This is a genomic window from Devosia algicola (assembly GCF_028816455.1).
Lineage (GTDB): Bacteria > Pseudomonadota > Alphaproteobacteria > Rhizobiales > Devosiaceae > Devosia > Devosia algicola.
Window position 1 is genome coordinate 512,984 of record NZ_CP118246.1, and the last position, 20,464, is coordinate 533,447.

A 20,464-nucleotide genomic window follows, 5' to 3' on the forward strand; every position below is an offset into this window, starting at 1 on the left:
AAGGTCCAAACTCTGGAGGCGGGATACGCAGGCGGCTTGGCTATTTTTATTGCCGAGCCTCGTCCTGTTCATAATGTTCATCGCGATCCCGGTGATCGCGGCGTTCATGATCTCGTTTACAGAGTGGGACCTGTTCAATCCGATGAAGTTCGTCGGTTTCGGCAATTACACAAAATTGTTCAACGATGACATTTTCAAAAAGGTAATGGGCAACACCGCCTATTTCGTCCTGGCATCGGTACCTCTGCAAATGGCGTTCGGGCTGGCAATCGCGCTGGTGCTCAATCGCAATATCAAGGGGCAGACCTTCTTCCGGATTGCCTATTTCCTGCCGGTTGTCACGAGCACTGTAGCGGCGGCTCTGGTCTGGTCGTGGCTCTTCAACAGCAATTTCGGCATCATCAACGCGTTGCTGCAGATGGCCGGTGTTACCAATCCACCAAAATGGCTGGCGTCGACAAAATGGGCAATGCCGGCGGTGATCGTTGTCTCGGTCTGGCAAAATGTAGGCTATGCGATGGTCCTGTTTCTTGCCGGCCTTCAAAATATCCGAACCGACATTTACGATGCGGCGGCACTCGACAGCGCCAGGGGCTGGAAGCGCCTGTGGTTCATTACGTTGCCGATGCTATCGCCCACCACCTTCTTCGTTCTGATTATCTCGATCATCGGCAGTTTTCAGGTGTTCGAACTCGTATTCATCATGACCAAGGCGGGGCCGGCAAACGCGACCAACACGCTTGTTTATTACATCTATCAGAACGGTTTCCAATTTTATCAGATGGGCTATGCCAGCGCGGCGGCGATGATCCTGTTCGCGATCGTACTTGTCGCGACGCTCATACAGTACCGCATGCAGGATCGGTGGGTGCATTATGGCTAGGCACGCACGCAAGACGCGGATCGACTGGATCCTATTTGTCGTGCTTTTGGCTGGTACGCTTGCCACCTGCGGTCCATTTGCCTGGATGTTGGCAACATCGATCAAGCCGGGGAACGAAGTCTTCGTATTCCCGCCGACGCTGCTGACCGGCCAACCTCAACTGCACAATTTCATGCGATTATTCGGCACGATCCCATTCGGACGGTCCCTCGTTAATTCGCTGATCGTGTGCCTTTCGATTACGCTTGCCCAACTGATCGTCTGTTCGATGGCCGCGTATGCATTTGCATGTCTTACATTCCGGGGACGTGAAACACTGTTCCTGATCTATCTGGCTGCCCTGATGGTGCCATCACAGGTGACACTTATTCCGAATTTCATTCTGGTGCGGAATCTGGGATGGATCGACACATATCAAGGCATGATCTTGCCCTTCGCTTTCTCCAGTTTCGGTACGTTCCTTTTGCGTCAATATTTCATGACCATCCCACGCGAACTGCTCGAGGCGGCGCGGCTCGACGGGTGCAAGCACTGGCGGATATACGTCTGGATTGTGCTACCGCTGTCACGCCCTGCACTCGGCGCACTCGCTATTTTCGCCTTCGTCTCGCAATGGAACAATTTCCTCTGGCCGCTGATTGTGACGACCCGACCGGAAATGCAAACCGTGACGGTCGCCCTCAGCACCCTGCAGGGTCAATATAATACGGACTGGCCACTATTGATGACGGGCAGCGTCCTGGCTGTTGCGCCGGTCCTGATCGTGTTCATCCTCGGCAACCGTGCCTTTATCGCCGGCCTCACCGGCGGCGGTTTCGGCGGACGCTAGACAAGATCGGGAGGCAAAAGTGTCGGTCATCAAACTCGAAAACGTCCGTAAGTCCTATGGCGAACTTGAAGTTCTGCATGGTGCAAACCTGAGTGTCGACGACGGCGAATTCTGCGTTTTCGTCGGCCCGTCCGGCTGTGGCAAGTCCACTCTGTTGCGCATGATCGCCGGGCTTGAGGAAATCAGCGATGGCAATATCTCCATCGATGGCAGCGTCGTGAATGATGTCGACCCGGCCGAACGCGGTGTGGCCATGGTGTTCCAGTCCTATGCGCTCTATCCGCACATGTCGGTGGAGCAAAACATGGGATTTGGGCTGCGTATGACCGGGGTTCCAAAACCCGATATTGTCAAACGAGTCCGCGAGGCTGCCGAGATCCTGCAAATCGAAGAATTACTGGCACGCAGACCGGCCCAGCTTTCTGGCGGGCAGCGACAACGCGTTGCTATTGGTCGCGCGATCGTGCGCGATCCCAAGGTGTTTCTGTTCGATGAACCACTGTCCAATCTGGATGCCGAACTGCGCGTGCAGATGCGTGTTGAAATTGCCAAGGCTCCACGAGCGTTTGGGCAATACCATGATCTACGTTACCCACGACCAAACCGAAGCCATGACCCTTGCCGACAAGATCGTCGTCATGCGCGCTGGACGTATCGAGCAATTCGGTCGGCCGATTGATCTTTATAGCGATCCCAACAATATCTTTGTGGCAGGATTTCTGGGGTCGCCTAAAATGAACATGCTGTCCGCCCAACTTGTCCGACACAATGGTGCGGCTCGGGCGCAGCTTGCTGGCGACATCAGCATACCGCTGCCTGAAATTCGCGAATTTTCCGGCAACGTTCAGCAGATCACCATAGGCATTCGTCCCGAGCACATGGAACGGCGCGGAGGCGATGCCACACCGATGGACCTGCCCGTAGATGTTGTCGAGGAGCTTGGCGGCACTCGGTACGTCTATGCCCGCGGTCCGTCCGGCGAACAGGTGATCGTTGAGCAGCGCGGCCAGCGCGACCCGGATACCAAAACGGTCACCGCTCGCTTTCTCAAGGACGACATCCGCGTCTTTGATGCCGACGGTAATCGCCTCCGCTAGGCGAAATGCGTTCCAAAGGCGCTGGCTGATACAAGGCTTCCTCTCCGAGGAGGCAGTATTGGCGCAACGCTATAGGTCGTTTCACACTTGCAGGAGGGATTATTAGCGTAGTCGAAACCAAAAATACCACTCAGTCGTGCGGCCCCGCCAACCGCGAGCGTGCGACCTTCGCTAGTCAAAAAAACTCAGGTAACATGGATCGGGCCCCGAGACTGGCGCGTGTCACCGCATCGTCGGGCGCGCTTGAATAGGGCCAGAGAAGACGCTGGCTCACCGGTCCCCAACCGCCTGCGGCGGCCATCAGCTTGTCCAACGCACCATTGGATAGACCGTGGCTTTTGACCAGCGGCATTACATATTGGCTCATGAACGCTTGGATTCGCGCTTCCAACTCGACCGCCGCTTCGTGGTCGCTGCCCGCCAACTTCCAATGAAGCATGGCGCCACGTGGGCTGAGGCACGCGACATTGGAATAGGCACCATCGGCGCCCAGCGGGCGACCGAACGCCACGGTATGGCCGGCCACGAACACCGAAAAGCCCGCAAGAGCGCTTCGACGCGCGGCATACCAATCCGCATCGCCGCCTGCCAGTTTCGCGCCAACCAGATTGGGGGCGAGCTTGCGCAATTCTGCAATTTGCATCGGTGTTAGGGTGACCTTGGCGTGAGGCGGGTTGTAAAGCACCAATGGCGTTGTGCCCGCTGCCGCCTGCATACCAAGGACAAATTGGCTGACTTCAGCCATTGAGGGGGCCCACCAGTCGGGGAGTGTGAATTGGACGGCACTAGGGGCCAGATCGCGCACCCGACCCAGTCTGTCACGGGCAATGCGCGGATTGGTGTGGCTGACACCAATCTGGAAGGGAATGCCGGATTTGCGCGCCCGCTCTGAAACCAGCATTGTCACGCGTTCATATTCGACTTCAGTCTGATTGTGAAATTCGCCAGCGGTGCCGTTGCTGTAAATCCCCGAGACTCCACTCTCTGCAAGAATATCGATTTCGTCCGCCAGTGCCACCCAGTCTATGGCATCGTTCTTGTCGATCGGCAGCAGAATTGTTCCCCAGATGCCTTGCGGCGCATTTTCAGGCAGCGTGACTTTTTCCATCATGAAGTGCTCCGGGCCCACATCCGCATTTACGATAAGCACGCGCCGGTGCAACTCGTCCAGCGGTGTTGCCTGGACGTCTACCCTCGACCACCCAGCATGGTACCAAGCGACGCACCAGCTGACCCGAATTAGCCCGCGCGCTCGCGGCGGCGTTGCAGCAATATTGGTGCATATTCAATCGAGTAGAGCGCAAAGGCGCCAACCCAACATACGCCGGCCAGCGTCAACAGCACCATGGTGAGCTCGGGCCAGATATCGACCATGGGGCGAACCAGCGCCGCCACAACCAACATGCCATAACTGAGCGCGGTTGTCCGGGACGCCGCCAGCGGCAGGCCGGTATGGCCACGGGTTGCGCGTGACATGATCGCCAATGTCATGATCCCCATGGCACCCACAGTAAACAGATGCAGCGCCGATACCGGCGTCAACCAGCCAATTTGCGCCAGTGGTATGGCAAAAAACCCCAATGGCACGAAGCCATAGCCTACATGCAACACAACGACCAGTTTCTCGTCCCAGGCTTTCCAGCCGCGCCACCGCGCCAACCGCAACCCGTGCAGCACCCCGGCGATTGCGCCAAGCAGTCCCACCCAGATCGATTCCGGTGCCAGCGTCCATAGCACCAGCGCGATCAGGCCAACCAGAAGGACAACGGTGTCAAAACGAGAAAAAGTAGCGGGCAGGGCGGTTTCGCCGCGTCGCGCCAACCAGTTCCGGGTAAAACTTGGCACAACCCGTCCGCCCATGACGCCAATCAGCATGATATAGGCGCTGATGGCAGCCCGGTTCGCGGCGCCAAAGTCGCCGCCGCTAACGATCAGGGCGTGGTAGCCAATGTTGGCCAGGCTCAAGACCGCGACCCCGGTTAAAATCTTGATGTCTTTCCATTTGCGGCCGGCAATAATTTCGCGCGCGCAGATCGCCAATAGCAGTGGCAGGAAGGCGGCATCGATTACCATGGCGAGATAGGGCGGTAATAGGTCCAGGCCCAGCATCGCCAGACGTCCGGCAACCCAAACCGCAAATAGCACCATCAGCGGCTTGCCCGAAACCGGCAGGCGTCCGGTCCAGTTAGGGACTGCCGTGAGCAAAAACCCCGCCAGCGCCCCACTCGTATAGCCAAATATCATTTCATGGGCATGCCAATAGGAAGCGCCATAGTTGCCACCGACTGGCCAGCCGCTCGTCATGGCGCCAATCCATAGGCACATGGCCGCAACGGCCCAAATACCGGCCGCCAGAAAGAATGGTCGGAATCCATAGGAAAACAGCACCGGACCGCTGCGGGCGATACCGCGCGGCACTGGCTGTCGTTTTGGTTGACTCTGAACTGTTTCCGACATCATGCCGCTCCGTGAAATGCACTTCGAGGGATGGTGTAGTGGCACAATTGTTCAGTGTCCTTGCGCTGGCGCAACGACGCGGCACTAATGCTGATCTCTTCTGGCGGGATTATCTGTCGGGAGGAAACCATGCACGATCAGCCAGGCATCGATATGAGTGTTGACGCCATCATGCGCCAATGGCCTCGCACCATTCCGGTATTTATCCAGTCCAAGATGTTGTGCGTGGGCTGTCCGGTCGGGCCTCTGCATTCGCTACGAGATGCCGCCGCCGCCCATGGCATCGCTCCAGGGCCACTATTGGCCTCGATCCAACAATTAGCGGACCAAAATCGATACTGACAAAATCAGTGCTTGCCGCCGTCAGCCAGAACCTGCAAGCCGTGAGCATCGCGCACGAGCAGCTTTTGACGACCGCCCTCGACAAGCCCCTTTGATTCCCAAGCGCTTAATATCCGGGACACAGTATGCAGCGTCGTGCCGGTCATTTCTGCAATATCCTGGCGGGAAATCGGAAAATCGATGCGAATGCCATTGTCTTCTTTTTTTCCGGCCTGTCCGATCAGACGCAGAACAGCATGGGCGACGCGGCGCTCCACTTCCTCGGTCGACATTTCCCGGATCCTGGTGTGTGCTTCCTGCAGTCGCTGGCCGATGGCGTGCATGGTGTTCACCGCCATATGCGGATTTTTTTCCATGAACATATCCCAATCAGTATTGGGCCAACTCAGCACCAGACTTTCAACTGCAGCACTCGGTGTGCCGGGATAATCGCTGCGCTGCAAGGCCTTGGCGAAGCCGAACAGGTCTCCCGGATTGACCATCCGAACGATGATCTGCTGGCCATCACTGGTGACCTGATTGACCTTCAAGCGCCCGTGCAACAGCACAAAAAAAGCAGTCGCTGGTTGCCCCTGCTCGAAAACGCACTCGTCGACAACCACCCGACGCAAGCTGGCGCGCTGCAACAGCACATCAAGATCGGCATCGCTCATTTTTTCAAACAGCGGTAGTGCCCGCACCAAACTGCGATCAACCTCGGCCAATCCGATACCCTTCTTCGACGGTTTCTCCCTACCTAATAGAGCGTCCTTAGGGTATTCGGCAACCCGCCATATCCTCAGATGGGGCGTGCGAACCAATCCAGCAAGTCAGTTAGCGGTTCATACCACACCGGCTGCTGCACCAGCCGGAATCCCAAATTTGCGGGCGGGATGCCAACTGAGCAGCCACCACCGCGCGCATCACGAACAAAATAGCTGATCGGGGCCCGGTGCTCGCCGGCGACCATCCTGATCGTGCAGGAGTCGGTGGCGCTGACCTGCCGGCCAAAGTTGTCTAGATGCACGGTGCGATAACAGCTTTGCGTCCATTCCCATACATTGCCCGCAATATCAGCCAGACCATGCTGGTTTGGCCCGATGGTGCCAAGTTGTTTGGGCACGCGATCCAGGGTGCTCGATCGGGCGGCTTCCTTTTCATAGTTGGCCAGCCAGCGCAGTGCCGGGTTGGCGCCATCCTCATCGAGATCGAGACTGTCCTGGCTGAAATTTGCCCCCGCCGCAAATGCCCATTGCCGGTCGTCGGGCAGCGTCCACTGCTCCCCGGTTTGCGCCGACAGCCAATCGGCATAATGCATCGCATCATCATAATTGACACCCGTCACCGGCACATTGCCCTGGCCAATAGTGCGCGGCTCGGCAGCCGAACAGGCATTGTCAGCAACGCAACGCTGATAGTCGCTTCGGCTTACCTGATATTTCATGATGGTCAGCGGTACCGCCAGGCGATCCGCAATCACCGGCGGGTCAATGGGCACGCCGTCCCGAAAATACTGCCCATAGGCGTGGTAGCTGAAGTCGGCTGGCGCAATCGTGACGCTCTCGGGCGGCGTCAAAGTCGGGGAGCGCACAAATCGCGGCAGATCCAACTGCCAACCGATGGCTACCAGTCCCGCCATGAGGATCACCGCCGGCAACGCGACCGACTGTGTAATCACGGATACCATTTTTGGCACGGAAATCATGGCACGCTCCGGCAGTTGGGGCAAACGCCACCGCTCCGGCGGCGCCTGCCCATGGGCCTGTGCTAGATGGGGCTGGGGGCGAGCACCCCGGTCATCAGATCGTCGTCCCAGTCACCGCTAACCTTGAAGTGCCCGGCAGCGCCCAACTCGAACGCCTCGATCAGATTGTGGTTCACATAGGCATAGATGCCCGGCTGCACGAAGGTGTAGAGTGCAGCGCCTGCAGCCCCACCTGGGATGAACCAGGTTTCCAGGCCGACCTCGGGCGCATTGCCAAACTTGCCGCCGGGCCAGACATAGTCTCCATGACCCCCGATCAGATGCGGTCGAGTATCGCGATTGGCCTGGGAGTGCACGATCAGCACGGTCTCGCCGACCGCCGCCATCAGCGCGTTCTCGCCGGTCAGCGCGCCCACCCGGCCATTGAACACCACATGACTTGGCGTCAATGTGCGCATTGCGGTTACGGCGTCGTCATAACCGTCGACAATGCTCTCATACCGCTTGTAGGCGCCGGTCTCATCCCTGGGCACGTAAAAGTCCTGCTCACCCACGTAATAGACCCGGTCATAGTGTAGCGCCGTGCCGTGGCCGTCAGTCAGTCCTTCGCGTGGCAATACCATGATCGCGCCGTTCATGCCCGCTGTGACATGCCATGGCACCATGCCGGATGGCGCGCAGTGATAAACGAACACGCCGGAGCGCGTCGCCTTGAAACGCATGATTGCCTTTTCGCCCGGGCTCACCTCGGTCAGAGGGGCGCCACCAAGGGCACCGGTGGCGGCGTGGAAGTCAATATTGTGCCCAAGCATGTTGGTGTCGGGATTGATCAGCGTCAGTTCGACATAATCGCCCTCATGCACGACCATCAGTGGCCCGGGCACCGTGCCGTTAAATGTCATCGCCCACAATGTGGTGCCATCGTCGTCCACGACATGCGGCTTTTCCTCGATGACCAGCGTGAACTCGACGATCTTGGGATCGCCACTGGCAATCTGTTCGTGCGCATGCACGAAGGGTGGTGCAACCAGCGCCACTTTTTCGCGTTTGAGACCAGCGATATTTGTCGCCGTTGCTGGTGTCAGAACTTCTTTGGCGGACGCCGCCAATATTGTAGAAAGCTGAGCAACTGTGCCAATGGCCGCGGCTCCAGCCAATAAAGCGCGCCGGGATAGTACAGAACGGTTTTCCATAACATTTTCCTTAGTCTTGAGCGCAGCACAACCTTTGCTCGATGAAGCGGATGTAATCCCTCCTCAGTGCGTTATCTTTGATCAAACGCAAACAAATCGGCGCTTCCAGAAATGTTTGATTTGATTGACCTAAGTCAAAGAGCCGCCGACAAGGTGCGCCTAAAAGCCCCCTCAGTCGGCCCCATCAGGACGCCGCAAATTCAAGGAGAATTTCCATGCGCACCGCTATCAAAACCGCCATTATCGCCCTCGGATTTGCCGGTTTGGCACTCGCGCCGACCTATGCGGCCGATTTCGAGATCAAGATGCTCAACAAGGGCGCGGCCGGAGCGATGGTGTTCGAACCGGCCTTCGTCAAAATCCAGCCTGGTGACACGGTCAATTTCGTAGTGGTCGACAAGGGGCACGACGTCGAGAGCATCAAGGGCATGCTGCCCGAAGGCGTCGAGGCATTCAAAAGCAAGATCAGCCAGCCATTCAGCATGACGTTCGACGTGCCTGGCGCCTACGGTTTCAAGTGTACTCCACACTTCGCCATGGGCATGATCGGCATGGTGTTCGTCGGCGACGAATTGGCCAACCTTGATGCGGCCAAAGCGGTGAAGGTTCCCAGAAAGCCGCAGGAACGGTTTGATGCCATTTATGCAGAAGCCGGTCTCTGACAATATCGACCTGAACCGGGCGCGCACCCGCCGCCTGGTTCATCTCCAGCCCGCCCTTTGACGCCCATCAGCGCTAATGATCTTACATTTTGCGCTGATATGTCGACGCCGCGGGTGCGGTGTGCCCAACACCCTGTTTGGGTTAACAGACCGAGCACCCATCAACGTACAAATTGAATCACCACCATTGTGCACTTGCAATCGTCGCCCTCTGGCTCCCTAATAGCGTCGCCGCGTCTGGGAGGTCACTATGTTGCAGTGGGTTAGGTCGATATCTTGGGTCTACTTTCTGGTGGTGCTGGGCTTCGGGCTGTCAAATGTTCACGCCGCCGAGCCGCAGATAAGCCTTCAGGAGAATACCGACCTTCCCGGCTTTGACTACGCCATCATCAAAAATACTGACCAGAATAGCTGTAGCGCCGCCTGCGCCAGCGACAATATCTGCGACGCCTTCACTTATAACCAGCGGTCCAAATGGTGCTTTCTCAAAGCTGGGGCAGGGCAGGCCACCCAGTTCGATGGTGCAATTTCCGGCACCATCGCCCGTGACCCGTCCGCCCAAGCCGTCGACGCGCTCCGGCGGGCCGAATTACCCTTTCCTGCCGCCAACCTGATTGACGCTGCCAAGCGATTGGCGCGTGAACTGCCCCAGACCGATGCGCCACCGCCCAAAACCAGCTATGCCGATCTGGTTGTGTCCGGCAATCAGTCATTTGGGGCCGGTAACCCAGCTGGTGCCATCATTGCCTATCGACAGGCCCTGGCAATAAATGCCAACGGCTTCGCCCTTTGGCAGGCGTTGGCAGACGCCACTTTGGCGCGGGCGGCTGCGGTTTCGGGCAAATCAAGTGGCGATAATAGTTATGACCTAGGCCTCACCGCTACCTCGGCGGCACTGAATGCGTTCTTGCGTTCCCAAACACACAAGGACCGCGCCAATGCACTGGCATCTCTGGCTGCCGCTATGGAATATCGCCAGAACTGGCGCGAGGTCATCGCCACCTATCGCTTGTCCCTCAGTTTGGCCCAAAGCCAGAAAATTGCCGCACACCTTGAGGATGTGGTCGCGTTGCATGGCTTTCGCGTCGTCGATCATGTGGTCGATGCGGAATCCGCAGCGCCGCGCATTTGCGCGGTATTTTCGGAACCTCTGGCCCTGGGCGCTGATCTGTCAGCATTCGTTGTCGTCGCCGACACACCGCAGGTCGCGGTAGAAACCGAGCAGAGTCAGGTCTGTGTCGATGGCGTCTCGCATGGCAGCCGCTATGAAATTCGCTTGCGCGCCGGGCTGCCCTCCGCCGATGGCGAAACCTTGGCCAAGGATGTCGATCTCGACGTCTATGTGCCTGATCGCACCCCGTTTGTCGGTTTCGCCAACAATGCCTATGTCATGCCCGCCGGATTGGGTGGCGGTCTGCCGATCACCTCGGTCAACGCACAAACTGCCGAAATCATGATCTATCGCATTGGTGACCGCGCTATCGCCACCGCCGTTCGCGACGGCATCTTTCAGGGCAATTTGACCCAATATTCGGCCGAAGACATTGCCGACAGGGTCGGGCAGCAGGTCTGGAATGGCGAAATTGATCTGGCCCAGGGCGCGGCCAACGTCATGACCACAACCGCCATTCCCGTCGCCAGGACGCTCGGTGACATGACCGCTGGTGCCTACGTCATCACCGCCAGGGTCAAGGGAACAGACACCGAATATTGGACCGAAATGGCGACACAGTGGTTCATCGTTACCGATCTGGGTTTGACAACATTTGCCGGCGATGACGGCGTCACTGCCTTCGTTCGCGGTCTTGGTGACGCGGCCCCGGTCGCGGGCGCCACCGTTCGGCTCGTCGCCGTCAACAATGACATTCTGGGACAAGCCAAAACTGACGCCGATGGTCGAGCAAGTTTTGCGCCGGGCCTGTCTCGCGGCCAAGGGGGCAGGGCGCCCCAGCTTTTGACCGCCGAGACCGCTGATGGCGACTATGCGTTTCTTGACCTGTCCAAGCCAGCCTTCGATCTGACCGACCGTGGCGTCGAGGGGCGCCCCGCGCCCGGACCGCTGGACCTGTTCGCGACCACCGAGCGTGGCGTCTATCGTCCCGGCGAAACCGTTTTTCTCACCGCGCTGTTACGCGATGCACAAGCCAATGCCGTTCCCGATCTGCCATTGACCTTGTCGGTCGAACGTCCCGATGGCGTCGTTGCACAAAAGCAGGTTCTCAAGGATCAGGGGGCCGGTGGCTATTTCGCCGCCTTGCCCATGGTCGAAGAAGCCATGCGCGGCTCCTGGACAATTCGCCTTTACGCCGACCCCAAGGCCGACGCGCTGGCGACAACCGCCTTTCTGGTCGAGGACTTCGAACCCGAGCGATTGGCCTTTGAACTCAACGCGCCCGACGCGCCGCTCAAGGCCGGCGCGGTTAGTACGGTCAATCTCAACGCCAAATATCTTTATGGTGCCACAGCGCCCGATCTCGACGTCGAGGCAGACGTAATCATCAGCCCGCGCACAACGCTCAAGGACTATCCGGGCTACACCTTCGGCCGCCTTGATGACACCATTGAAACCAGCCGTGAGCCGCTGGGTGTCGTCGCAACCACCGATGCTTCTGGCGATGCTGTCGCCGAACTGACCATTCCCGAACTACAGGCAACGACGCGGCCGCTTGCCGCCCAGTTGCTGTTCCGCCTCGTCGATACCAACGGGCGCACAATAGAACGTAGCCTCAGCCGTCCGTTGCTCGCCGATGGCAATCGCCTCGGTATCAAACCTGTATTTGCCGATCCGACCGGGCTCGCCGAGGGCAGCGAAGCACAGTTTCAAGTTGTGGTCGTCGCGCCCGACGGTGCTGCAATTGCCGCCACAGGTCTCAAATGGACCTTGTCCCGGGTTGACACCAACTATCAATGGTACCGCGACGGGAGCACCTGGAAGTGGGAAGCAATTTCCACCACCAACAAGGTCGCTTCTGGCAGCGCCGATACGCCTGACGGCGGTCCGGTAACCATTGGCGCCAATGTCGACTGGGGTCGCTATCAGATCGAAGTTGAAACTACTGGCGAGGGTGCAACCTCATCGAGCCTACGAATTCTATGCGGGCTATTATTATGCCGACGCCGGCAGCGATACGCCCGATACCCTTCAGGTTGCTCTGGACAAGCCCGCCTATCGCGTCGGTGAAACTGCCCAACTCAAACTTGACCCGCAATTTGCTGGCACGGCGTTGATCATGGTCGTGGATAACACCATCATCAATATGCAGGCCGTTCAAGTGCCTGAAGGCGGTACGACAATCGACCTGCCCGTCACCGACGACTGGGGCCCAGGCGCCTATGTTACGGCGGTCCTCTATCGACCTGCCGACGCTGGCGAAAAACGTATGCCCTCGCGAGCGCTTGGTCTGGCCTTTGCCGATGTTGATCCCGGCGACCGGAAACTCAATGTTGCTCTTGATACGCCAAGCGTGTCGCTGCCGCGCCAAAGTTTCGCCGCGACCGTACATCTGGACAATGTTGCTGCTGGCCAAACCGCTTATGTCGCCGTCGCAGCGGTCGATCTCGGCATTCTTAACCTCACAAATTTCAAGGTGCCAAGTCCTGACGACTGGTATTTTGGTCAGCGCCAGTTAGGCGTCGAGGTGCGCGACCTCTATGGCCAGTTGATTGACCCGACCCAGGGTCTGGCCGGAGCCATGCGCTCTGGTGGTGATGGCGCCGCCGCCCGCTTGGGAACACCGCCGCCAACGTCGGTGCTGGTCGCTCTTCACTCCGGCATCGTCGAGGTTGACGCCAATGGTAACGCCACCGTTGCGTTCGACATGCCAGATTTTGCCGGCACCGTCCGCGTCGTGGCCATGGCCTGGACGACTAATGCTGTCGGGCACGCCTCCGCCGATGTCATCGTGCGCGATCCTGTCGTGGTCACGCTTAGCCCGCCGCGATTCTTGCGTATCGGCGACCAATCCCGATTGCTGGTCGAAGTAAATAATGTCGGTGGCGACGCTGGCACTTACGGCGTCGACCTGTCGACCGGGGACGGCATTGCCGCAGGTGCAGCCTCATCGGATATCGACTTGTCACAAGGTGCTAGAACCAGCCTCGATCTCGCCCTGTCCGGCACGGGTCTTGGCGATTGGCCTGTTGTTGTCACGCTGACCGCGCCCGACGGCACCACCCAAACCAAGGAATTGACCCTTGGTGTGCGCCCCGCCAGCGCCATGGTCACCACCAGCCGACTATTGCCGCTCAAGGCGGGCGACAGCTTCACCATCGACGATGGCTTCTTTGATGGCTATATCGACGACGCCACCATCATGACTCTCGCCATTGGCCCTCTGGCCCGGCTCGATGTGCCCGGATTGCTGGTCTCGCTTGATCGCTATCCTTATGGGTGCGCCGAGCAAACCTCGAGCCGCGCGCTGCCGCTGCTCTATCTCAACGATGTTGCCCGCTTGATGGGGTTGGAAGAAGACTCCAAGGCTCAACCAAACTGTCATTGATGCCATCGCCAGCCTGCTTGCCAAGCAGACCTCTGGCGGCGGCTTTGGCCTCTGGGGTCCATTCAGCGGTGGTGACGCCTGGCTCGATGGCTTCGTCACCGACTTCCTCTTGCGGGCCAAGGATCAAGGCTACGATGTGCCTGAATTGGCATTGACCATGGCTTTGGACAATCTTGCCAACCAACTTTCTTATGCCGCCGATTTTGACAATGGCGGCGAGGATGTTGCCTATGCGTTATATGATCTGGCACGGGCAGGGCGGGCGTCAATGGGCGATCTTCGCTACTATCTCGAGGCCCGCCTGAACGCCTTTGCAACGCCATTGGCCCAGGCTCAGGCTCGGCGCGGCACTGGCACTCTATGGCGACAACAAGCGTGCCGCCGTCGCCTTCTCCGCCGCCGTCGCCCGCCTCGACAACACCGAGGCTGACCCCGGCTACCGGGCTGACTATGGCAGTCGTTTGCGCGACACCGCCGGCGTTCTGGCGTTGGCCGCCGAGTTCAGCCCGACCAGCGTCGACCTCGTCGCCCTGGCCCGGGATGTTGGAACCTTGCGCGATGCCGAACTCTATACCTCAACCCAGGAAGATAGTTGGACGCTGCTCGCCGCCGCCGCGACCGGCAGTGAGACGACCGAAGGCGCCATAAGCCTTGATGGCGACGCCCTGTCGGCGCCGCTCTACCGCCGGTACGACAGAATCGGCTTTGTCGCACACGAGATCGCCAACACAGGCGACACAGACAGTGAGGTCAACGTTACCGTTTCTGGCTACCCGACCACCCAACCCGCTGCCACCAGCAATGGCTTTACCCTGTCACGGGAATATTTCCTGCCTGATGGTAGCCGGGTTGATCCTGAATTGACCCCGATCGCCCAAAATACCCGTCTGGTCGTGGTGCTGACCATCCGGCCGAAAAATCTGGGTTCAGGGCAATATCTCGTCGCTGATCCGCTGCCTGCCGGGTTCGAGATTGAAAACCCCGATCTTTCTGCCGGTGGTGGTGCCGCCGATTATCGCTGGCTCAAGCTCAATCAGCCAAATCACGTGGAATCACGCACTGACCAATATGTCGCCGCCTTCCGCTATAGTGCTGAGCAACCCAGCATTACCACGGCCTATCTGGTCCGTGCCGTATCGCCCGGAACTTTCGTCCTCCCGGGCGCCACGGTAGAGGACATGTACCGACCCCAGTTCCGCGCCAATACGGCCGCCGGCTCACTTGAGGTCACTGCGACCGGGCCATGACAAGTCCCGGGCACGCTTATCATGAAACGCCGCTGCGTCCCTGGACGCGGCGGCTCATCATTGCCGCCTTTTCACTGTTCGTGCTGGTCTTTGCAGCGGTCATTCAACTCAACTCGATGCTGATCGGCATCACCAACGACTTGCCTGCCACACCCGATCTCGATCGTCTGCCGGTGTCAGTCGCCGTTATTGATCGCAACGCCAAATTGCTGCGCCCCTTCACTACTGCCGACGGTCGCTGGCGTCTGCCAGTTGATCGCGCCGATGTCGATCCGCACTTCATCGCCATGCTGCTCGCCTATGAGGATCGTGGATTCGCCAGCCACAACGGCATTGCGTGGTCGTCCATGTTCCGCGCCGCAGCCCAGTTTGTTGCCGCAGGCGGGCACGTTGTCTCGGGTGGATCGACCCTGACCATGCAGGTCGCCCGGCTTGTTGAAGGTGAACCCACCCGCAACCTCTGGGGCAAACTGCGCCAGATGGTGCACGCCGACCAGTTGGAGCATCATCTAAGCAAGGACCAGATCGCTTGATCTCTACCTGACCCTGGCTCCCTATGGTGGTAATATCGAAGGTATACGCGCGGCCAGCCTTGCCTATTTCGGCAAGGAACCCAGCCGTCTGACCACCGCCCAATCGGCCCTTTTGGTTGCACTGCCGCAGTCGCCCGAGGCGCGTCGACCCGACCGCGATCCCACAGCCGCTCGCAATAGCCGCAATATGGTGCTTGATCGACTGGCCCAATCCGGCGCCCTCAGCGTTGAGGAAGCCCGCGCCGCCAAACTCGAGCCTGTCCCAACTGGCCGCCGTGATTTCCCCATGCTCGCCGCCCATCTGGCCGAACAGGCGGTCAAAGCCCAACCACAGGCGCGCACCATCGCCCTCACCATAGACCGTCGCCTGCAGGACGCACTCGAACATCTTGGCGCCACCCGTGCGCGACGGCTGGACCCAAAAGTCTCGGTCGGCATCGTCGCCGCCGATATCGCCACCGGCAAAATCCTCGCCTCGGTCGGCTCCGCCGGTCTGTTCGACACCCAGGCCGATGGCTTTCTGGACATGACCAACGCCGTGCGCTCACCCGGTTCAACCCTCAAACCGCTGATCTTCGGTCTTGCCTTCGAGCTTGGCCTCGCACACCCGCAAAGCCTGATCGAAGATCGCCCCACCGCCTTCGGCAGCTACGTGCCGGTCAATTTCGACGGTTTTAGTCGTGGTACCGTCACGATCCACGATGCGCTTACCCAGTCGCTCAACATCCCCGCTATCGTCGTGCTCGACGCCGTTGGCCCGGCGCGCCTTGTGGCCCGGCTGCGCCGAGCCCATGCCGAACCGCGCCTACCCCTCGACACCGCCCCCAGCCTGGCTGTCGGCTTGGGTGGCGTCGGCATCACCCTGCGCGATCTGGTCTCCCTCTATGCCGCTCTCGCCAATGGCGGCAAAGCGGTCCAACTCCTGGACGGTACCGCAGCCGATCCGATCACCAAGGTACCATTCGCTCCGCCGGTACTTGATCCAGTCGCTGCTTGGTATGTTGCTGATATTCTTGCCGACGTACCCCCGCCGCTCAACGGATCGCCCGGTCGCATCGCCTATAAAACCGGAACCTCCTATGGCTATCGCGATGCCTGGGCCATTGGCTTTGATGGTAAAACGGTCATCGGCGTGTGGGTGGGACGCCCCGATGGTGCTCCGGTACCCGGCCTCACCGGCATAACGGGGGCCGCACCGATCCTGTTTGAGAGTTTTGACCGGCTTGGCGACCGTCGCGCGCCATTGCCCCGCGCGCCAACCGGCGCCATCCTGGCCACAAACACCGAGCTTCCAGCGCCACTGCGCCGCTTTCGGCATCCTGATGGCGACATGGTCGCGCGCGACGCAGCGCCCGAAATAGCATTTCCAACCGATGGTGTGGAGGTCGATCTGGGATTGAGCAGTGACACCACAGCGCCCTTGTTCGTCAAGGTTCGCAACGGCGTACCGCCTTTTACGTTCCTCGCCAACGGCGCGCCGTTCGGGCATGCTGAATTTGCTCGTCAGGAAAGTTGGACGCCGGATGGTCCGGGCTACGTCACCCTATCAGTCATCGATTCCGAGGGCCGTGGTGATGCTGTCACCGTATTTTTGAATTAACCCCGTCGCCTTGAACGTCAGGCCCGTATGCCGCGCGGATAGTCCATCAGCGTACGCCCGGTTAATGTGATCAAATAGGTACCCGACACAGGCTGCACCCAACCATTGGCGACGAGCCTGTCGACGACATCAACGCCAAGCGCGCCAAGGCGTCCCTCGCTGATGTGCTGCATGTCCCGAAAGTCCGATGGCTTGACACCCTCGAGAATTGTATCCGTCATGGGTTTCATCGCTCGCTCTCCCTTGCTCGCTTGGCTAGCGAATAACAAAATTGACCGTCTGTCCATCTGCAGTTTTGCAAATCCGCCATATGGTGAACTCGCCGCGTATTGTCGCAAAACCACTATGCGGCCCAAGCGCGAATTTGACCATTAGATCATTCGTACTATGCCAACCTATCTTATATTGATTTCAGTCGGTTAGCGGAAAGTGCCGACTCAATTTGTCAATAGCCGGGGGCAGGGGCTTTTCACGTCGGCATATTTGCTTTGCGGTGTGCCCGCACCCCTTGCCGTTTGCGACCGGGGCAGGCACAAGGATACGGTCACCAAGCCAAAAAGGCATATTGCAATGTTGCTGATCATATTTCTGGTTCTTGTCTTGGCCGTGTTTCAGGCGTTCCTGCCGGGAAAATATCTGGTTGATCAGGTTGGCCCTGAATCGCAGATGGGGCCGAGGGACAATCTACCGCCGCCAACACCAAAATTATCGCGTGCCCAAAACGCCCTGCGAAATTTCCACGAAACCTTACCCGTGTTCGTCACGCTATCTGTATTGTCCATCGTTCTGGGTGAGCAGGAATGGCTGTCGCTACTCGGTGCCTGGCTGTTTCTGATCGGCAGGGTCGGCCACGTTGTGTGCTACCTCAAGGCACTCAGTCCCTGGCGGTCTGTAGCATTCATGACTGCCTTGATCGGTTTGCTCCTGATGGCGATCCCGCTAATTCCGCATATCTGGGCTTAAGCACGCAACTGGGTCTTGCGCAAAACCGACTTTCCGACTAGACACGGCCTCGCCTGGAGGGGTGTAGGCTCAGTTGGTAGAGCATCGGTCTCCAAAACCGAGGGTCGTGGGTTCGAGTCCCCCCGCCCCTGCCAGGCCTGTCTCCACCAGGAAGACACCATTTTCGATCGATTGGCGCGACGCATCTCGGTCAAACCGTTGACCGGCTAAACAGCCATCGCGGTGTTTTCTGGGCGTATGCCTGATATCCGGATTCAAATTCATTAAGGAGCCTGTTGCTCCTCCACCGGCACCACCCAACGGTCCAGCGCGAACCAAAGCGCGGGTATCGTTATAATGACCCAATCCAGGCTGAAAGCCACCATACCGCCACTGAGCAGCATTATCATGCCGATATAGAATGGGTTCCTGCTAAACTTGAAAACGCCGCTGGTCACCAGGCTGATCGGCTTGTGAAATGGACGTGTGGTCGTGCGCGCCCGAGCAAGTTCGCGCGCTGCAAGAATTTCCAGTCCGACACCCGCAACGCCCAGTCCCGTGCCGATTGGCACCATAAAGCTGAGCACTGCCCGCGCCGGCAGCAGGTTTAGTGGGGCTAGCCATTCGAGCAATATTGCTGCGCCGACTGCCAGGGTCGCAAAAAAATCAGGTGGTTTGCGCAAGATAGCCTCAGATGAGTTGATCGATTTTACCGATACCGGTCCGCCAGCGAGTCGATATCACCAATCGCCAGCAGGTGAAATTCTCGCACCACCCGCAGCACTGGCTTTAGTGCGAAACAGGCAGATCCAACGACAAACATCCAGATGGCGGGCGTTTGTAGCGAAGCGTAAAAGAACAGAGCCGACCCGATCAAGAACAGAATGGCGGCCATTGCGTCCACAAGCGTGTAAACCAGTTCATATACCGCATAGAGTTTCCGTTGCTGCGGCGTATTGGTTGCGCTGTCTTGCTGAAAGATGGCCATCGGGTACTCGCTTTGTTGTCTCGATTGGATGTGTCCGAATTCACCGAACCGGCTTTTCCACTTGGGTGTCAATATCGCCATCGGCGCCGGCAGGTCGTCGGAGTCACATGTCCGTGCTTGTCAGGCATGCGCCAATTTCGCCGCGTCCGATTGATCAAATCGCAATAATTTTACGCACATACTGACCCTTCCTGGAGTTTTGGGGAAATCGACCGGATGCACGACGTACTGAGTTATTTGGGCACGCAAATGTCTGGAGTGGTCTATTCCCTGTTGCCATTGCCGTTTTTTATCATCCTGGCCCTGGCAACCAAGGGGCGGCAGGTGGTCGCGGACATCAGGCAATACGCGCCCGAAGCTAAAATCGCCGTGCTAATGCTGACCTTGGACGCAATATTGGTGGCGCCGATCATCATTGTCACTTCGCTGGCAATCGCCGGATTGTTTCAACAGTTCGGCCCGACCAATGCGTTGGCGGGGTTCTGGCAGACAGTGCCCGCCGTCATCGTTGCGCTGCTGGCCGTATTCATTGGTGACATGATCGGATATTGGCGTCATCGCCTCGAGCACACCTCGCTCCTCTGGCCAGCGCACGCTATTCATCACAGTGACACGGCGATGACCTGGTTGGCCATATTCCGGTTTCACCCGTTCAACCGTCTTTCCACTTTTATCTTGGACGCCACCGTGCTGACGGCATTGGGCCTGCCACCCTATGCGGTTTTCGTCAATGGTCTGGTCCGTCACTATTACGGTGCCTTTATCCATGCCGATGTGCCGTGGACTTATGGCCGCGTTTTCGGCAGGATTTTCGTCTCCCCGGCCATGCACCGTTGGCACCACGCTCTCGATCCGGCAGCTTTCAATACCAATTTTACAACGGTGTTCTCATTCATTGACCTGATGTTTGGCACGCGGCGCGTGCCCGGTCCGTGTGACGTGGCATTGGGTGTATCCGACAAGATGGCCCCGGGTTTCCTTGGGCAGATACTCCACCCCTTCAAGCCGCGTTCTTACGCCGCCTATCGAAATTGGCGACAGAGGGCAGGGCAGGGTAAGGGACAGGCCTCGCAATCTTAGCCATGGCAGGACGGTCACTAATGCCACCTGCGTCCTTGAAAATGTCGGGCATTTGCCCATCTATAGTTGCCGATGGTTGTTTTAGGGGACATTTTCCTCTGCCAGCTGTTGCATTTGGCGCGTAACTTCTCTAGATACCGCATCTCCAGCCGTGCGGGTTAACTGCGCGGCCTTTGGTTTTGCATTAAAACTCAAACGAGTTGATTCGCTTATGGCCCGTACGAACCCGATCGTTTTTTTTCAGCAGGTCCGCACGGAAGTTTCCAAGGTTACCTGGCCCGGTCGCAATGAAGTGGTGGTTTCCACCATCATGGTGCTGGTTCTGGTCATCGCGGCAAGTCTGTTCTTCCTGCTGGCGGATCAGATCATCTCGTGGTTGGTATCGTTGATGCTGTCGATCCGCTAAGGCGGCTAATACTAATATCAGG

Annotated in this window: 20 protein-coding genes, 1 tRNA gene and 1 pseudogene; 14 read left to right on the plus strand and 8 right to left on the minus strand. The window is 58.5% G+C overall.

What is annotated here, in order from left to right; all coding sequences use genetic code 11:
• Nucleotides 1–49 precede the first annotated feature (49 nt).
• The 3 genes and pseudogenes from PSQ19_RS02735 to PSQ19_RS02745 all read left to right on the plus strand — a co-directional run bounded on the left by PSQ19_RS02735 (nt 50) and on the right by PSQ19_RS02745 (nt 2,809).
• Nucleotides 50–883: a carbohydrate ABC transporter permease gene (locus PSQ19_RS02735; RefSeq protein ID WP_282219532.1), complete on the plus strand. Its 834-nt coding sequence runs from the start codon at nt 50–52 to the stop codon at nt 881–883.
• Nucleotides 876–1,712, plus strand: coding sequence for a carbohydrate ABC transporter permease (locus tag PSQ19_RS02740; protein WP_282219533.1), 837 nt, complete (start codon nt 876–878; stop codon nt 1,710–1,712). Before PSQ19_RS02735 ends, PSQ19_RS02740 begins: the two co-directional genes overlap by 8 nt.
• A 19-nt stretch (nt 1,713–1,731) precedes the next feature.
• Nucleotides 1,732–2,809 (plus strand): annotated as a pseudogene (locus tag PSQ19_RS02745) (ABC transporter ATP-binding protein).
• Between the two features lie 175 nt (nt 2,810–2,984).
• Here the strand turns inward: PSQ19_RS02745 and PSQ19_RS02750 are convergent.
• On the minus strand, nt 2,985–3,920 hold the full coding sequence (locus PSQ19_RS02750) for a dihydrodipicolinate synthase family protein (RefSeq protein ID WP_282219534.1): 936 nt from the start codon (nt 3,918–3,920) through the stop codon (nt 2,985–2,987).
• Nucleotides 3,921–4,048: 128 nt separating this feature from the next.
• Nucleotides 4,049–5,269, minus strand: coding sequence for an NnrS family protein (locus tag PSQ19_RS02755; RefSeq protein WP_407649067.1), 1,221 nt, complete (start codon nt 5,267–5,269; stop codon nt 4,049–4,051).
• Between the two features lie 126 nt (nt 5,270–5,395).
• On the opposite strand from PSQ19_RS02755, the gene PSQ19_RS02760 reads away from it, so the two are divergent.
• Entirely contained in the window at nt 5,396–5,608 is a 213-nt protein-coding gene (locus PSQ19_RS02760; protein ID WP_282219535.1) for a DUF1858 domain-containing protein, read from the plus strand.
• Nucleotides 5,609–5,613: 5 nt separating this feature from the next.
• Here PSQ19_RS02760 and PSQ19_RS02765 read toward each other — a convergent pair whose 3' ends face one another.
• The 3 genes from PSQ19_RS02765 to nirK form a co-directional block, all read right to left on the minus strand.
• On the minus strand, nt 5,614–6,312 hold the full coding sequence (locus PSQ19_RS02765; RefSeq protein ID WP_282219536.1) for a Crp/Fnr family transcriptional regulator: 699 nt from the start codon (nt 6,310–6,312) through the stop codon (nt 5,614–5,616).
• A 74-nt stretch (nt 6,313–6,386) separates the two neighbouring features.
• Nucleotides 6,387–7,292 carry an SUMF1/EgtB/PvdO family nonheme iron enzyme gene (locus tag PSQ19_RS02770; RefSeq protein ID WP_282219537.1) on the minus strand — a complete coding sequence of 302 codons (906 nt, stop codon included), beginning with the start codon at nt 7,290–7,292 and terminating at the stop codon, nt 6,387–6,389.
• A 62-nt stretch (nt 7,293–7,354) separates the two neighbouring features.
• Entirely contained in the window at nt 7,355–8,485 is a 1,131-nt protein-coding gene (nirK, locus tag PSQ19_RS02775) for a copper-containing nitrite reductase (protein ID WP_282219538.1), read from the minus strand.
• Nucleotides 8,486–8,700: 215 nt separating this feature from the next.
• Between nirK and PSQ19_RS02780 the strand changes: the two genes are divergently transcribed.
• The 6 genes from PSQ19_RS02780 (at nt 8,701) to PSQ19_RS02805 (ending at nt 17,026) form a co-directional block, all read left to right on the plus strand.
• Nucleotides 8,701–9,147 carry a pseudoazurin gene (locus PSQ19_RS02780; protein ID WP_282219539.1) on the plus strand — a complete coding sequence of 149 codons (447 nt, stop codon included), beginning with the start codon at nt 8,701–8,703 and terminating at the stop codon, nt 9,145–9,147.
• 250 nt (nt 9,148–9,397) lie between these two features.
• Nucleotides 9,398–12,328 carry an alpha-2-macroglobulin family protein gene (locus PSQ19_RS02785; protein WP_282219540.1) on the plus strand — a complete coding sequence of 977 codons (2,931 nt, stop codon included), beginning with the start codon at nt 9,398–9,400 and terminating at the stop codon, nt 12,326–12,328.
• Complete coding sequence (locus tag PSQ19_RS02790) at nt 12,213–13,646, plus strand: alpha-2-macroglobulin family protein (protein ID WP_282219541.1); 1,434 nt, start codon at nt 12,213–12,215, stop codon at nt 13,644–13,646. The genes PSQ19_RS02785 and PSQ19_RS02790 overlap by 116 nt, the downstream gene beginning before the upstream one ends.
• 311 nt (nt 13,647–13,957) lie before the next feature.
• Entirely contained in the window at nt 13,958–14,893 is a 936-nt protein-coding gene (locus PSQ19_RS02795; protein ID WP_282219542.1) for an alpha-2-macroglobulin family protein, read from the plus strand.
• Complete coding sequence (locus tag PSQ19_RS02800; protein WP_282219543.1) at nt 14,890–15,426, plus strand: transglycosylase domain-containing protein; 537 nt, start codon at nt 14,890–14,892, stop codon at nt 15,424–15,426. Before PSQ19_RS02795 ends, PSQ19_RS02800 begins: the two co-directional genes overlap by 4 nt.
• A gap of 43 nt (nt 15,427–15,469) precedes the next feature.
• On the plus strand, nt 15,470–17,026 hold the full coding sequence (locus tag PSQ19_RS02805) for a penicillin-binding transpeptidase domain-containing protein (protein ID WP_282220596.1): 1,557 nt from the start codon (nt 15,470–15,472) through the stop codon (nt 17,024–17,026).
• Between the two features lie 17 nt (nt 17,027–17,043).
• Here the strand turns inward: PSQ19_RS02805 and PSQ19_RS02810 are convergent, their stop codons facing one another.
• Nucleotides 17,044–17,256 carry a hypothetical protein gene (locus PSQ19_RS02810; protein WP_282219544.1) on the minus strand — a complete coding sequence of 71 codons (213 nt, stop codon included), beginning with the start codon at nt 17,254–17,256 and terminating at the stop codon, nt 17,044–17,046.
• 340 nt (nt 17,257–17,596) lie between these two features.
• On the opposite strand from PSQ19_RS02810, the gene PSQ19_RS02815 reads away from it, so the two are divergent.
• Together PSQ19_RS02815 and PSQ19_RS02820 are read left to right on the plus strand one after the other, a co-directional pair.
• Complete coding sequence (locus PSQ19_RS02815; RefSeq protein ID WP_282219545.1) at nt 17,597–17,989, plus strand: MAPEG family protein; 393 nt, start codon at nt 17,597–17,599, stop codon at nt 17,987–17,989.
• 57 nt (nt 17,990–18,046) lie between these two features.
• Nucleotides 18,047–18,123: transfer RNA gene (locus PSQ19_RS02820), tRNA-Trp, on the plus strand.
• 129 nt (nt 18,124–18,252) lie between these two features.
• Here the strand turns inward: PSQ19_RS02820 and PSQ19_RS02825 are convergent.
• Nucleotides 18,253–18,651, minus strand: a complete 399-nt coding sequence (locus PSQ19_RS02825) for a methyltransferase family protein (RefSeq protein ID WP_282219546.1) — start codon at nt 18,649–18,651, stop codon at nt 18,253–18,255.
• Nucleotides 18,652–18,677: 26 nt separating this feature from the next.
• Nucleotides 18,678–18,956 carry a YrhK family protein gene (locus tag PSQ19_RS02830; protein ID WP_282219547.1) on the minus strand — a complete coding sequence of 93 codons (279 nt, stop codon included), beginning with the start codon at nt 18,954–18,956 and terminating at the stop codon, nt 18,678–18,680.
• Between the two features lie 216 nt (nt 18,957–19,172).
• Here PSQ19_RS02830 and PSQ19_RS02835 point away from each other — a divergent pair, with 216 nt between their 5' ends.
• On the plus strand, nt 19,173–20,036 hold the full coding sequence (locus tag PSQ19_RS02835; protein ID WP_282219548.1) for a sterol desaturase family protein: 864 nt from the start codon (nt 19,173–19,175) through the stop codon (nt 20,034–20,036).
• A 211-nt stretch (nt 20,037–20,247) separates the two neighbouring features.
• Nucleotides 20,248–20,442 (plus strand): preprotein translocase subunit SecE, encoded by a 195-nt coding sequence (gene secE, locus PSQ19_RS02840; protein WP_282219549.1) that lies wholly within the window; start codon nt 20,248–20,250, stop codon nt 20,440–20,442.
• The last annotated feature ends 22 nt before the right edge of the window (nt 20,443–20,464 follow it).

Bases quoted from the DNA above. Each gene is read 5' to 3' on its own strand.
- PSQ19_RS02785 (WP_282219540.1), top strand. From the start codon at position 9,398: ATGTTGCAGTGGGTTAGGTCGATATCTTGGGTCTACTTTCTGGTGGTG.
- PSQ19_RS02810 (WP_282219544.1), bottom strand. From the start codon at position 17,256: ATGAAACCCATGACGGATACAATTCTCGAGGGTGTCAAGCCATCGGAC.
- PSQ19_RS02740 (WP_282219533.1), top strand. From the start codon at position 876: ATGGCTAGGCACGCACGCAAGACGCGGATCGACTGGATCCTATTTGTC.
- PSQ19_RS02815 (WP_282219545.1), top strand. From the start codon at position 17,597: ATGTTGCTGATCATATTTCTGGTTCTTGTCTTGGCCGTGTTTCAGGCG.
- PSQ19_RS02830 (WP_282219547.1), bottom strand. From the start codon at position 18,956: ATGGCCATCTTTCAGCAAGACAGCGCAACCAATACGCCGCAGCAACGG.
- PSQ19_RS02770 (WP_282219537.1), bottom strand. From the start codon at position 7,292: ATGATTTCCGTGCCAAAAATGGTATCCGTGATTACACAGTCGGTCGCG.
- PSQ19_RS02760 (WP_282219535.1), top strand. From the start codon at position 5,396: ATGCACGATCAGCCAGGCATCGATATGAGTGTTGACGCCATCATGCGC.
- nirK (WP_282219538.1), bottom strand. From the start codon at position 8,485: ATGGAAAACCGTTCTGTACTATCCCGGCGCGCTTTATTGGCTGGAGCC.
- secE (WP_282219549.1), top strand. From the start codon at position 20,248: ATGGCCCGTACGAACCCGATCGTTTTTTTTCAGCAGGTCCGCACGGAA.
- PSQ19_RS02750 (WP_282219534.1), bottom strand. From the start codon at position 3,920: ATGATGGAAAAAGTCACGCTGCCTGAAAATGCGCCGCAAGGCATCTGG.
- PSQ19_RS02780 (WP_282219539.1), top strand. From the start codon at position 8,701: ATGCGCACCGCTATCAAAACCGCCATTATCGCCCTCGGATTTGCCGGT.
- PSQ19_RS02800 (WP_282219543.1), top strand. From the start codon at position 14,890: ATGACAAGTCCCGGGCACGCTTATCATGAAACGCCGCTGCGTCCCTGG.
- PSQ19_RS02835 (WP_282219548.1), top strand. From the start codon at position 19,173: ATGCACGACGTACTGAGTTATTTGGGCACGCAAATGTCTGGAGTGGTC.
- PSQ19_RS02755 (WP_407649067.1), bottom strand. From the start codon at position 5,269: ATGATGTCGGAAACAGTTCAGAGTCAACCAAAACGACAGCCAGTGCCG.